This is a genomic window from Rahnella sp. Larv3_ips (assembly GCF_003697865.1).
Taxonomy (GTDB): Bacteria; Pseudomonadota; Gammaproteobacteria; order Enterobacterales; family Enterobacteriaceae; genus Rahnella; species Rahnella rivi.
In genome coordinates, this window is the sequence record NZ_MJIB01000004.1 from 1,246,952 (window position 1) to 1,260,862 (window position 13,911).

The 13,911-nt window shown below is 55.1% G+C and carries 12 protein-coding genes; 2 read left to right on the forward strand and 10 right to left on the reverse strand.

The window, feature by feature from the left end; genetic code table 11:
- Position 1 precedes the first annotated feature (1 nt).
- The 9 genes from ED901_RS08025 to ED901_RS08065 all read right to left on the reverse strand — a co-directional run bounded on the left by ED901_RS08025 (position 2) and on the right by ED901_RS08065 (position 10,651).
- Positions 2-658 (reverse strand): methionine ABC transporter permease, encoded by a 657-nt coding sequence (locus ED901_RS08025; protein WP_056780917.1) that lies wholly within the window; start codon positions 656-658, stop codon positions 2-4.
- Positions 639-1,793: a methionine ABC transporter ATP-binding protein gene (locus ED901_RS08030; RefSeq protein WP_122095546.1), complete on the reverse strand. Its 1,155-nt coding sequence runs from the start codon at positions 1,791-1,793 to the stop codon at positions 639-641. The genes ED901_RS08025 and ED901_RS08030 overlap by 20 nt, the downstream gene beginning before the upstream one ends.
- Before the next feature lie 11 nt (positions 1,794-1,804).
- Positions 1,805-2,647, reverse strand: coding sequence for a MetQ/NlpA family ABC transporter substrate-binding protein (locus ED901_RS08035; RefSeq protein ID WP_056780923.1), 843 nt, complete (start codon positions 2,645-2,647; stop codon positions 1,805-1,807).
- A 235-nt stretch (positions 2,648-2,882) separates the two neighbouring features.
- Positions 2,883-5,189 (reverse strand): phosphatidylglycerol--membrane-oligosaccharide glycerophosphotransferase, encoded by a 2,307-nt coding sequence (opgB, locus tag ED901_RS08040; protein WP_056780925.1) that lies wholly within the window; start codon positions 5,187-5,189, stop codon positions 2,883-2,885.
- Positions 5,190-5,627: 438 nt separating this feature from the next.
- Positions 5,628-6,344, reverse strand: coding sequence for an ABC transporter ATP-binding protein (locus ED901_RS08045; RefSeq protein ID WP_122095547.1), 717 nt, complete (start codon positions 6,342-6,344; stop codon positions 5,628-5,630).
- Positions 6,341-7,219, reverse strand: coding sequence for an ABC transporter ATP-binding protein (locus ED901_RS08050; RefSeq protein WP_122095642.1), 879 nt, complete (start codon positions 7,217-7,219; stop codon positions 6,341-6,343). Before ED901_RS08050 ends, ED901_RS08045 begins: the two co-directional genes overlap by 4 nt.
- An 11-nt stretch (positions 7,220-7,230) precedes the next feature.
- Entirely contained in the window at positions 7,231-8,523 is a 1,293-nt protein-coding gene (gene livM, locus ED901_RS08055) for a high-affinity branched-chain amino acid ABC transporter permease LivM (protein ID WP_122095548.1), read from the reverse strand.
- 8 nt (positions 8,524-8,531) lie between these two features.
- Entirely contained in the window at positions 8,532-9,446 is a 915-nt protein-coding gene (locus tag ED901_RS08060; protein WP_056780933.1) for a branched-chain amino acid ABC transporter permease, read from the reverse strand.
- An 80-nt stretch (positions 9,447-9,526) separates the two neighbouring features.
- On the reverse strand, positions 9,527-10,651 hold the full coding sequence (locus ED901_RS08065) for a branched-chain amino acid ABC transporter substrate-binding protein (protein ID WP_122095549.1): 1,125 nt from the start codon (positions 10,649-10,651) through the stop codon (positions 9,527-9,529).
- Positions 10,652-11,122: 471 nt separating this feature from the next.
- On the opposite strand from ED901_RS08065, the gene ED901_RS08070 reads away from it, so the two are divergent.
- Positions 11,123-11,338, forward strand: coding sequence for a YgdI/YgdR family lipoprotein (locus tag ED901_RS08070; RefSeq protein WP_056780940.1), 216 nt, complete (start codon positions 11,123-11,125; stop codon positions 11,336-11,338).
- Positions 11,339-11,372: 34 nt separating this feature from the next.
- Positions 11,373-12,017, forward strand: a complete 645-nt coding sequence (locus ED901_RS08075; protein WP_122095550.1) for a hypothetical protein — start codon at positions 11,373-11,375, stop codon at positions 12,015-12,017.
- Positions 12,018-12,263: 246 nt separating this feature from the next.
- Here the strand turns inward: ED901_RS08075 and ED901_RS08080 are convergent.
- Positions 12,264-13,911, reverse strand: a 1,648-nt coding sequence (locus ED901_RS08080; RefSeq protein WP_162997827.1) for an efflux RND transporter permease subunit, incomplete at its 5' end; no start/stop codon positions are given.

Sequence of the window (13,911 nt, forward strand, 5' to 3'; positions counted from 1 at the left end):
TTTAATGGCGTTTATCGACGCGTGCGACGATGCGATCGCCCAGCCACTGAATGCCGCAGACCATGACAATCAGCACCACAATCACTTCAATCATCACCACCGTTTCAAAACGCTGATAGCCGTAACGGATTGCCAGATCGCCCAACCCGCCTGCACCGATAGCCCCCGCCATCGCCGACGCCCCAATCAGCGCCACCAGCGTCACCACGAATCCGGATAAAATACCGGGCAAGGCTTCCGGGATCAGCACATCCCAGACGATGCGCAGTTTACTGGCGCCCATCGCACGAACGGCGTCAATCAGGCCACGATCGACATCGCGCAGAGAGACTTCGGCAACGCGGGCAAAATACGGTGTCGCCGTAATGGAGAGCGGCACAATGGCTGCCCAGGTGCCGAGCGACGTGCCGACCAGAAAGCGCGTTACCGGGATCAATGCCACCAGCAAAATGATGAAAGGAAGTGAGCGGAAACCGTTGATGACCAGCCCCAGGGAGCGGTTGACCCAGCGGTTTTCGGCAATGCCGCCAGGGCTGCTCATCACCAGAATCAGACCAAGTGGCAAACCGGCAATCAGTGAGAACAGCCCGGAAATGGCGGTCATCAGCAGTGTTTCTTCGACAGCGTTAATCAATAAATCAAGCATTACTGGAGACATAGCCTGTCAGCTCCACGGTTGCCTGGTGCTGGTGCAGCCAGTGTAAAACAGCCTGCTCTGACGCCGGATTATCAACCGGGACAGAGAAGAAAAAACGCACCACGGCGTAATGCTGGATATGGTCGACGCCGCCCTGAATCAGACGGAATTGCCCCGGCAGTTCCGCCGCCATCAGTGTGAGGATCTCGCCCTGACGGCCTTGCCCGGCATAATGCACGCTGTAAATCGCCTCGCCCTGACGTACCGGCGAAAGCTGTTCAGCCAGCGCCTCCGGCAACTGGGGCAGTAATCCCTGTAAAAGCGTGCGCGTGAGCTGAGATTGCGGATGAGCAAACACCTGCCAGACCGGCCCTTCCTCAATGATTTCTCCGGCGTTAATCACCGCCACCCTGTGGGCGATTTTTTTGATCACTTCCATCTCATGGGTGATCAGCAAAATGGTGATGCCGAGTTTTTGATTAAGGGATTGCAGCAGCGCCAGAATGGATCGCGTGGTTTCCGGATCGAGTGCCGAGGTGGCTTCATCGCAGAGTAATAATGCCGGGTTGGCGGCCAGCGCACGGGCAATACCAACACGCTGTTTTTGCCCGCCGGACAACGCCGCCGGATAGTTTTTGGCTTTATCTTCCAGCCCGACCAGTGCCAGTAATTCGGCGACCCGCGCCTGGCGGCGTGCTTTGTCGTAACCGGCAATTTTCAGCGGCAGCGCGACGTTTTGCTCAACCGTTTTGGCCGACAGTAAATTAAAGTGCTGAAACACCATCCCCACGCGGCTGCGCACCGACTGCAACGCTTTTTCGCTAAGGCCGGTGATGGTGTGCCCTTCGATTTTGATCACGCCATCATCAGGTTGTTCCAGTCCGTTAAGGCAGCGGATCAGGGTCGATTTCCCTGCCCCGCTGCGACCGATAAGGCCGAGGATCTCTCCCCGTCTGACGGTTAACGACACATCCTTGAGGGCCTGCGTGTTTGCGAAACGGCGGTTGACGCAGTGCAGTTGCACCACGTCTTCAGCATGTTCAGCCACGCCTGTCCGTTCAGCTCTTACGAACGCATTCACCTGCGCTTCCCCGGCGTGATGTTCATCGGCGGAAGAACCGGTAAAATGCGCGTCGATCTCAGAGATAATCGTCATGCTTTACATCCTTACCAGGCCGTGACGCCGGTGCCTTTATAGACCTTATCAAACACTTTTTTCACGTCGTCGTTCTGGTAGGCGGCAACTAATGTTTTCACCCACGGCGCATTGGCGTTCTCTGTTTTCACTGCAATGAAGTTGTTGTAAGGATTGCCTTTTACCGGCTCCTGCGCGATACGGTCAGCCGCCGTCAGGCCGCTTTTCAGCGCCCAGTCAGTGTTGACGATTGCCGCGTCCAGATCCGGAACGGAGCGGCCGATAATGCCGGAATCCAGCTCTTTAATGGTGACGTGACGCGGGTTCTCAATGATGTCTGCGGTGGTCGCGAAAATACCCGCGCCCGGTTTCAGTTTAATCACGCCGGACTGTTGTAACAGGATCAGGCCACGCGCTTCGTTAGCCGGATCGTTTGGAACGCCGATCACCGCGCCTTCTTTCAGCTCATCAGCCGTTTTGACTTTTTTAGAATACAGGCCGATCGGCCACACGGCGGTGTAACCCACCCGCACGATATCGTAATGATTTACTTTGATCTGATTATCGAGGAATGGCTGATGCTGGAAGGCATTGGCGTCCACTTCGCCGTTTTGCAGCGCTTCGTTAGGCTGGTTGTAATCATTGAAGACCACCGGTTTCACGGTCAGACCTTTCGCGGCCGCCTGCTTCACCACTTCGCGCCAGACATCTTCGTCTTCGCCACTGATGATGCCGACTTTAATGGTGGTTTTATCCGCCGCCTGCGCCAAAGAAAGCGGAGCAAGAATGCCGCTTGAAATCATGACAGCAGACGTCGCTGCCAGTAAAAATGCACGGTTAACGCGGGTCTTGGTTTTGTTGAATGTAGTCTGCATCGGTTATCCCCAAAAGTATTGATGAGAGGCCTGCACATGGCTGTGATTTTGTGCAGGAATTTGGCGAGTATACCGATCGGCTTATTTCTTTATAATATTGTTTAAGAGATACATATTCCTGAATTGAATATGCAAAATGGCATAGTAAAGCGATAAAAACGATAAGGATTTTGCGCCAAGATGACGGCCAATAAAAAACCCGCCGCAGCGGGTTTTTATCATGATGACTGAGGCGTTATGACTGCGGATCGACCGGCTGAACTTCCAGCGACACCATACCGATACCGAGTTTACGCGGCAGGAACCCGCCGCTGGTGCCCTCGGTCGGTTCTGTCGGTGACGGTGGTGTGATAACAATGCTTTGCGCCGCACCAGGATTGGTAAACTGCAATTTCACCGTTCCGTCTTTATCGCCAAAGGAAGCAAACTGCTCCTGATCGCCGACGCGCACAGACACCGGTTTATCAATGTTATTGCCATAGGCTCTGGCGCGGATCACCACGTCAAAGGTGGTCGGCAGAGGTTTGACGTAATCAATTTTCACCGACGGCGCCAGATTAGCGTCTGACCAGCGGCCCCAGTTCTCCAGCGCAGAAATACCGGTAATGGCTTTTACCTGCTCCGGCATCCCCGGCAGCATGAAGGCTATCGCCTCAGATTTATAGGTGGTATCGGCATCATCCACGTTCAGCATTTTTACCGTCTGCTGATAAATCGCGTTGCTGCCGGACGTATCCTTCACAAAATCCACCTTGCCTTTAAAGGTATCGCCCGTTGCCTGCACGATACTCGGGCGTGCCCCGAGGTTGCCGGAAGCCACGCAAAGGCCGGTATTGAGCGACAATTCAGGTGCCCAGACGCGGCCCATTTCGTAGCATTTATCGACCCAGACAAAGTTGTCGCTGGTGGACAGCGTGGACAGCTGTTTTTTCAGCGGTGTGGATAAATAGACGTCAAACATCGGTTCGATCTTGTCACTGGTGACTTTCAAAATGAACGGCGTTTTGATGGTCATACCGGAGAACGTGAAGCTGTTTTCCTTGTTACTGACGGTGTAATTTTTGATGCTGTTCGGGAAGCCCCACTGTTTAATGACCGCCGGTTTCCAGGCGTTGACTTTGTCATCGATATTGAGGAACTGCTCGGTCATTGATGTCGCAGAAATCCCGCTGCGTCCGAGCCCGATGAAGTTGTCACCGCCCATCATATCCAGCACGGTGGCACCGTTATCCAGCGTACTGCGCTTCGCGGCATTCAGATCACCCACAGGTTTGCGGCCATCGAGCACGAAGAACAGATCTTTGCGGTTCTGTTTGGTCAGAATGTTATAGGCGGTGTTGTTCATCGCCAGATGATCGGAAGACACCACAATCAGGGTGTTGTCGTAATAGCCCGACTTTTTAATTTTATCGATAAACGCCGCAATCAGTTCCTGACTACAGGACACCGCGCTCAGAGACTGATTCGGTTTACCGGTAACCGGATAAGCTTTGCGCGTACAGCCGCGGGAAATAAAACCGTCCGGGTGGTGCGTATCCACGGTCAATGTGAACAGGGAGAATGGCTTACCCGCTTTACTCAGTTCGATGAATTTCTTGTAGACCTCGTCGAGCAGCGTGTCGTCATACCAGCCCCAGTCATTTTTGTACGCCGGATCGGCAACGGTTGGACGCAGTTCATTGTAGCCGTACAGGTGGTCAAAACCGTGGGATTTCAGGAACGTGCCTTTCCCGGCAAACGCCAGTTCTGCCCCCTGATAGAAGTAGTTGGTGTAACCTGCGCCTTTAAGCACGTCGCCCAGACAGACGTTTTCAGGGTAGAAGGTCGCCAGCGCGCTGGAGGCGTTGCCATCAAACGGCGCGAACAGCGGGATCCCGCATTGTGAAGCGACCATGCCGGCAATGGTGTAACCGGTGCCCGGCAACTGGCGGGTGTTGGTGAAATCCGTGCTTTCCGCCTTGTGACGGCTTAATTCGGTGGTCAGCCCCGGGAAGACCTTTTCATCGAAATAGGTGCGTTCCAGACTTTCGCCATAGATATAGACCAGATTAGGCTTTTTCTCGCCCTTCACGGCTTTCACCGGCACTTTGTAATACGTATCGAAATCCGCGCCGCTGCCGGACATTTGCGTTTTCACCAGACGGGAAATGTTCTGGAAGGCCTGAGTCGAGCCGACGGAAAACACCGCCAGCATCACGGCCAGCACGCTGTAAACCCAGCTGCTGCTCTTTGCACGGCGCTGTCTGAGGCCCCAGGCCAGCAGCCAGAAGACGATGACCAGTCCGGCCAGTAAGCCGAGGAACGGCAGGATATATTTATTCAGTCCGGCGCCTTTAAGGCTGCTGGTCACGGTATATAACACCGCATCGGTGATGCCTTCACCGGTGAAATAATTACTGCCAATCAGGATCACGTTCAGAATGACGTAAAGCCCTAAGAAGAACAGCACCAGCGAAAACCAGATACGACCGGCCGACGCCCGTGTGACGTAGAAATAGATAGAGGAAAGAAATAAAACAAATGAAAGCCACTCAGAAGCCATTTTTAGCGCCCTGTCTGATTAAAAAAAATAAACACTACGAACGAGTCTGCTGTTTGCCAGCAGCGCCGACGGTTCAATTCATCGAGTAAATGACCCGTTTGTCATTCACTTCATCCCTGAGACAGGAAAATTTTGTGCCAAAAACGGGTTGCGCTATATAGCCTGTTGAACATCCGGGGGTCAACGCCCTGATGCTGTTTTATGTCACTGATTTATCCGAATAAACCATTTTTTCACAAATTCGTGATGCTTATCTCTGCATGATACCGCAAAGATGTAACCTGCCGTTCACTAAATTGTAGGAATTGCATGATACGGGAATAGTATGAGTGAAATGTGGAGGGAGCGTTTGAAATGAGAAAAATTCAGGAAAAAAGGCTTAAAAAAAACCCGCGATGCGGGCATCACGGGCGTCACGACGGACAACAAAATGACAATTTACACGCCGCCTAAGTAAGCCTTTCGCACCTCGGGGTTGACCAGTAAAGCCTCGCCGCTGCCGCTCAGGCGGATCTGCCCGTTGACCATCACGTAGGCGCGATCGGAGAGTTTCAGGGCGTGGTGCGCATTCTGCTCCACCAAAAAGATTGTCATGCCGTTTTTCGCCAGTTCGCGCAGGATCTGAAAAATCTGCTTCACGATAATCGGCGCGAGCCCGAGACTGGGTTCATCGAGCAGCAACAGTTTCGGGCGACTCATCAGCGCCCGCGCAATCGCCAGCATTTGTTGTTCGCCGCCGGACATGGTCATCGCCCGCTGTCGGCGTCGCTCTTTCAGGCGGGGAAACAAATCAAACATGGATTGCAAATCCTCAGCCGCGTGTTTATTGCCGATAGGAATGGTGCCCATCAGCAGGTTCTCCTCGACGGTCATATCCGGAAACACCCGCCGCCCTTCCGGCGACTGGGCAATGCCCGCTGCCGCCACAAAGTGCGTGGATTTGCGGCTGATATCTTCGCCGCGAAATAAAATCTGCCCGCTGCGAATGCGTGGCTGACCGAAAATCGACATCAGCAGCGTCGATTTCCCTGCGCCGTTCGCGCCGATAAGCGCCACGGTTTCCCCCTGACTGACCTCCAGCGACACCTGTTTCAGCGCCTGAATGGCACCGTAAAAAACGTCCACGTCACGAAACTCCAGCATTGCATCGCTCATAAGCTGACCTCGTCGTCTTCATCAGCACCCAGATATGCGGCAATGACTTTCTCATTATTCTGAATCGCCTGCGGCGGTCCTCCGGCAATCACATCGCCATGGTCGAGCACAATAATGTGGTCTGAGATCTCCATCACCATGCCCATGTCGTGTTCAATCAGCAGCACGGTGATCCCGTGGTGGTCGCGCAGGAAGCGGATGATCTTGCTCAGCGTGCGCGTTTCCACCGGATTGAGCCCGGCGGCCGGTTCGTCGAGGCAGATCATTTCCGGCGCGGTACACATGGCGCGGGCAATCTCCAGCCGCCGCTGCTGCCCGTAAGACATCTCCCCCGCCAGCCGGTTGGCACAGTCCACCAGCTCGACCACTTCCAGCCAGTAAAATGCCCGATCAAGCGCCTGATTTTCTGCCCGGCGATACCCCGGCGTATTGAGAACACCGGCGATCAGATTGCGGTTGGTTTGCATGTGCTGCGCCACCAGCAGGTTTTCGACCACCGACATTTCCCGAAACAGCCGGATATTCTGGAAAGTACGCGCCAGGCCGGCGCGGTTAACCAGATGCGTGCCGCCAAACATTTTGTAGAAAATACGTTTGCCGAGCTGCGCCGGTTTTATCCAGTCGTCGGGCTGGAATTTCTGTCCGAGCACCTGAATCACATTGGTCGCGCCCCGGCGGGTGTTCAGCGAAATGGAACCGCCGGTGGCTTTGTAGAAACCGGTCAGGCAATTAAATACCGTGGTTTTTCCAGCACCGTTCGGGCCGATTAACGCGGTGATCGAACCGCGCTTAACGTCCAGGCTGACATCATTGAGCGCCCTGATGCCGCCAAAATGCATCATCAGATGGTCAACGCTGAGGATGCTGTCGTTCATCACCGCTGAATTCATGGCGCAACTCCTTTACGCACGGCAAACCCGCTGCGGCTGATGCGGATTAACCCGCGTGGCCGCCAGATCATCATCACCACCATCAGCACACCGAACAACAGCACGCGGTATTCGGCAAAACTGCGCAGCAGCTCCGGCGCGACGGTCAGCACAAAGGCCGCCAGCACCACGCCGATGGTCGAGCCCATACCGCCCAGCACCACAATGGCGAGGATCAGCGCCGATTCAAAAAAGGTGAATGAGGTCGGATTCACGAAACCCTGATAGGTGGCGAAAAACACACCCGCGATACCGGCCGTCGACGCGCCGAGCGTAAAGGCCGAAAGCTTGACCAGCACATGGTTCAGCCCCATCGCGCGGCAGGCGATTTCATCTTCACGCAGCGCTTCCCACGCACGGCCAATCGGCATACGGGTCAGGCGGTGCTTGATAAACAGCACCAGCAATACCACCAGAACCAGTACCGCGTAGATGAAAATAAACTTCATGTTGGGGTTGTAGGTCAGATGGAAAAACTCATGGAAAGGCACGCCGCCCTCTTTCGCCCGCCTTCCAAATTCCAGCCCGAAAAACGTCGGCGCAGGCGCCGAAACGCCATTCGGCCCGCCGGTAAAAGACAGCCAGTTGGTGAGCACCAGACGGATAATTTCGCCAAAGCCCAGCGTGACGATCGCCAGATAATCGCCGTGCATCCGCAGCACAGGAAACCCCAGCAACGCGCCTGCCAGTGCAGCCATCACCGCCGCCAGCGGCAGCATCGACCAGAATCCAAGGCCGAGATACTGATACCCGAGCGCCAGCCCGTACGCGCCGATGGCGTAAAATGCCACATACCCTAAATCCAGCAGCCCGGCCAGACCGACCACGATGTTCAGCCCGAGGCCGAGCAGCACGTAAATCAGCCCTAAAATCGCCACGGTCAGAATGTATTTGGTGGCGACGAACGGGAAGCATATCGCAAGCGCGATGAGTAGTGGCAACACCCAGCGCAGGCTGCTTTTGTGATCAGCAGGCCGGACGTAAACACCCGCGCTGTCACGTTCAAAACGCGCGCGCATGGTCTGCCCGGCGGCCGTTTCCAGAAAGGCACTGAGCAGAAAGCGACCGGCCATTACCGCAGTGATAATCCACACCAGCCGCTGGCTGTGAAAGTTGAAACTGTACCCGTCGAGCACCACGCCCACTACCGGCCCGAAGATGATCAGGGCGACCAGCCCGGCAAAAATGGCATCCAGCAGGCAGCGTTTGAGCGAGAAGCCGTGTTCCGCAACAGCAGTTTGTGACGTCATATTTTCCCTCACACTTTAGTCACTACCGGGCGACCCAGCAGGCCCTGCGGGCGGAAAATGAGGATCACCACCAGCAATCCAAAAGAGAAAACATCTTTGTAATCGGAATTGACCATGCCGGAGAATTGCGCTTCGGCAATGCCTAAAATCAGCCCGCCGAGCATCGCACCCGGCAAAGAACCGATCCCGCCCAGCACCGCTGCGGTAAAGGCTTTGATACCGATGATAAATCCGGCGTAGAAATCAAACGTGCCGTAATTCATGGTGACCAGCACGCCCGCCAGCCCGGCCATCGCCGCACCAATCATAAAGACCAGCGAGATAATCCGGTCCGTGTTGATGCCCAGAATCGAGGCCATTTTTCTGTCCTGCTGCACCGCGCGACACATACGCCCGAGCCGGGTGTGACTGATAATCCATGACAACACCAGCATGCCGACAAATGCGGCCACCAGAATGAACAGTTTGGTGTAGGTCATCTGGACAAAACTGTCGCCGATATGAAAACGCAGCGCGCCATCAAACATCGTCGGAATACCCTGCTGGCGCGGTCCCTGACTGATTTGTGCGTAGTTTTGCAAAATCAGTGACATGCCGATGGCGGAAATCAGCGGTGCAAGACGCGTGGAATTACGCAACGGTTTATAGGCGATGCGCTCAATTGCCCAGCCGTAAACGCCGGTGACCACAATGGTAAAGACCAGCGTGCCGAGGATCAGCAGCGGAAAGGAGTGCACCCCGAAGAAGGAAAGCAGCGCCAGCGCGATGGCGCAGAGGTAGGCAGAAATCATATACACTTCGCCGTGAGCAAAGTTAATCATGCCGATGATGCCGTAAACCATGGTGTAACCGATGGCGATCAGCCCGTAGACGGCACCCAGCGTAATGCCATTGAACAGCTGTTGCAGGAAGAATGAATCCATAAATACGCAGTCTCTTTTTTTGACCGCGCCCCGATAAGGGCGCGGTCTGACACAGTTCAGAACGGGCAAATCAAGATGATTTATTCCTTCACTTCCTGATACTTTCCTTTGTCATCCCATTTATAAACCACGTAATCAGAGACTTTCAGGTCGCCTTTACTGTCCCAGGATTTTTTGCCCATGACGGTATCGACGCTGTTGGCTTTCAGCCACGCGCTGGCTTTGGCGGAATCGCTGCCGCCGGTGGCTTTGAAGGCGGCGGCAATCGCCTGTACGGAGGCGTAGGAGTAGAGGGTGTAGCCTTCCGGCTCGAATTTGTTGGCGCGGAATTTATCGATAACCGTTTTGCCTTCGGCGATCAGACGCGGGTCTTTGCCGAAAGTCATCAGAATGCCGTTGGTGTATTGCGGACCGCCTGCGGCAGTGACCATCTCTTCGTTGACGATACAGTCGCCGGAGAAGAAGGTGGCCTGAACGCCCTGCTCACGCATCTGGCGCACCAGCGGACCGGCTTCAGGATGGCAGCCGCCGAAAAACACCACATCCGGTTTTTGCGCACTGATTTTAGTCACCAGTGCGTTGAAGTCTTTTTCGCCGCGCGATAAGCCTTCATACATCACTTCTTTCACGCCGCGTTTGTTGAGCGCCGCTTTGGTGGCATCCGCCAGGCCCTGACCGTAGGTGTCTTTGTCATGAATAATGACCACTTTTTTGGCTTTCAGTTTGTCGATGATGTAATCGCTGGCCACCAGCCCCTGCTGATCGTCGCGCCCGCACATGCGGAACATATCGCTCATGCCGCGTTCGGTGATTTGCGGATTCGTGGATCCGGGCGTAATGGCGATGATCCCGGCGTCGTTGTACACCTCGGAGGCAGGCATGGTGGAAGAGGAACAGAAATGCCCGACCACGGCCTGCACTTTATCCTGATCGACTAAACGGTTGGCGACGGCGACCGCCTGTTTCGGTTCACAGGCGTCATCGCCCTGCACCAGTTTGATTTTTTCGCCGTTGATCCCGCCTGCGGCATTTATGTCTTCTGCCGCCTGCGTTGCGCCGTGCCAGTATTGATCGCCATAGGTGGCGTTCGGGCCGGTGAACGGGCCTGCGACACCAATCACAATATCTGCCTGCGCGGAAAACGCCGTCATCAGACAACCTGCCAGTAAAAGAGAGAGTGGATTTCTTATAAATTTCATCGACATCATCATGTTCCTTAGAAGCCTGTTTGAGCAAAATGGTTTAGTAAAAACGCCTGAGCGTAGTCGTAAATCCTGTAGCAAAAACACGAACAAAAGCACTGAAATGGAGTGGTTGAAATTTCCTGGGGACGACGGCGGGGTTTCCTTACGGTTTTGCCAAAGGTGAAAACCTTAAGCAAAATTGCTGCCAGTGTTGCAATGTGTGACTGAACAGCAGGTCATTGTGAGTATAGAGCGCGTGGCGGCCAGCCCTGAGGCAAGTTGCAGAAACAACGGTCTGATCACATCGCACCGAGCTGGTGCTGAAAACAGGCGAAAAAGGGCCACCCCGCACTCGCGTGCACCACGATGAAACGCAGAGGATCTTGCCCGGCGGCTCCCGCTCTTACGCTTGCTGACATTTTTATTCTTTGCATGTTCATGGCGGTTGTTTTGTAATGCGGGCAGATAATTGCAAAGGGAAACAACTGAACAATGAAGAAATTATCCTGCCTGACGGCCGTGGTTTTGGCCCTGACACTCTCCGGATGCGCCGGTGATTACGTGATCAACACCAAGGCCGGTGATCAGTTTTTCGCCCACGGCGAACCGGATCGCGACCGTGATACCGGCATGACCAGCTACACCGACATGAACGGCGATTATCATCTGATGAACACCAATGATATTGCCGGGATTGTGAAGAAGTAGCGGCAGAAAATCTGCAGGCAACATAAGGATCACGATGTTCCGTAAAATTCAGCTAATGACATTCCCTTCCGTGGTCATTTCGGTATTTTTTCTGACAGGCTGTCCACCTGCTGCGGAGTACACCCAGTGGCAACGCCCTTCAACCACCGAAGAGGGTGTGAAATCGGCCATGACTGAATGTGGTGATCCGGTTGGCCTTTCAATGAATACCCTGCCCGAAAACGAACAGGCGTTGCAATTCCTGTGCATGCAACACAGGGGTTTTACCCGTAAAGACGGGTTTGATTTTTGTCAGGTCATGGCCGAACTTCCGGCTTGTGTCGAAAAAAAACAGGGGCATCCGCTTAGCCAGTCCCGGCTCGAAGCGCTGCCCTATCATGCCGATGAAGGGTTCTACCCGATAAATCCCGACTCCGGCAGGTACGAGGACATGCAGGTCACCTGGCGTAAGGTCGGCGCGCCAAGGGGGTTCTCAACGCAGGTTCCTGATAATCGGGAAGCGTTGCCGGTCATGTACGCCTGCGGCTATCCCAAACCCCTCGGGTCGAATCTGAATGTCGCCAGCATCGGACGTACCGCCAAAGCGCAACGCTGCATGATTGATCATGGCTTTGAGCCAAAGAACAAATTGATGCTGGTATGCCGGGCTTACCCGCAGGTGACGGGCTGCAAAGCGTAAAGGTATTGCCGGCTCCTGCTGTTGAGTTGATATGCCATTTGCCTCTGTTTCAGGAAGGTTTCTCCCTCAGGAGCGTGGTTGCTTTTGGCATTCTGAAACGGCGGGTGTCTCTGCGGGTAACCCGGAAACACTGTTCAAAAAAACGCCCGCGACCGGTAAGGCCGCGGGCAGTTTAGATGTCAAAAAAGCTATCCGGTGGAACGACTGGCCGCCGGGCGGCCTCGTTAAACCTTCATCGTTTAAGGGCTACCGGTTGGCGTCAGGCACGGTTTTACTTTCAGCAAACTCATGCTTTTCGGGCCGTATCTTGAACCAGATGGCATACATCGCAGGCAGGAACACCAGCGTGATAATGGTGCCGCCAAAGGTTCCGCCAATCAGGGTGTAAGCCAGCGTTCCCCAGAATACCGAGTGCGTCAGCGGGATAAACGCCAAAATGGCCGCCATCGCCGTCAGCAACACCGGTCGCGCGCGCTGCACCGTCGCCTCCACCACCGCATGGAAGGGTGCCAGCCCCTCCTGTTCGTTGTGATGGATCTGCCCTATCAGGATCAGGGTGTTACGCATCAGGATGCCCGACAGCGCAATCAGTCCTACCAGCGCATTGATGCCAAACGGCTGGTTAAAGAGCAACAGCGTGGGCACCACGCCAATCAGCCCCAGCGGTGCGGTGAGGAATACCATCACCATCGCCGACATCGACCGCACCTGCAGGATAATAATCAACAGCGTCATGGCAATCATGATTGGGAACAGCGGTGCCATCGCCTGAGTGGCTTTCCCGGATTCCTCAATCGCACCCGCCTGTTCTATGCGGTATCCGGCCGGCAGCGTCTCGATGACCGGCTGCAAGGCTTTGATGATTGCCGCGGAGACATCCGGCGGTTGCAGATTTTCGGCGATATCACCCCGAACGGTAATGGTCGGGGTGCGGTCGCGACGGCGCAGAACAGGATCTTCCATTTGCACCTTAACCTCCCCTATCTGAGACAGCGGAATGCGCTGGCCGGAAGATCCTACCAGGGTAAAGCCCGCTATTTTTGCCGGATCGAGACGGATATTGCCCGCCGCACGCCCCATCACCTGCACCGAACGGATATCTTCACGCACTGCGGTGACAGGGACACCCGAAAGCAGGAACTGAAGCTGCTGCGCCACCGCATTCGATGTCAGCCCCACCGCCTGAAGACGGTCCTGATTGAGCGTGAAGTGCAGCGCCGGTACCCGCGGCCCCCAGTCGGTATTGACGGTCCGCATCATCGGGCTGGCCTGCATCACCTTTTCGACCTTGTCTGCAATTTCGCGCAGTGTGGCGGGATCCGGCCCCATGACCCGGTAGGCCACCGGATAAGGAGAATACGGACCAAACACCAGCTGGGTCACGCGCACGCGCGCCTCAGGTGCCAGGCCACTGGCCACCGCTTCACGCAGCCTGAACTTGAGCGTCTCACGCGCTTCCTGGCTGTCCGTCAGCACGACAATTTTCGCAAACGACGGATCGGGCAGCTCGGGCGCCATGGCCAGATAAAAACGCGGCGACCCTTGCCCGATATAGGCGGTGACGATTTTTGCCTCTTTCTGCTTTCTCAGCCAGGCTTCGATTTTCGCCGTGGTGGCGCTGGTTTGCTCAATCGCGGTGCCATAAGGCATCTGCACTTCAACCAGCACCTCCGGCCGATCGGAGGTCGGGAAAAACTGTTTTTTCACCAGCCCCATGCCGAGTATCGCGACCGTAAAGAGCGCAATCACGGTACCGGCGACTATCCACTTGCGGGCGATAACGCGGGTCAGTAACCGGCGAAAGCGGTTGTAATGGCGGGTGTTGTAAATCGCCGCATGTCCGCCTTCCACCGTTTTGATTTTCGGCAGCATTTTCACGCCCAGATACGGCGTA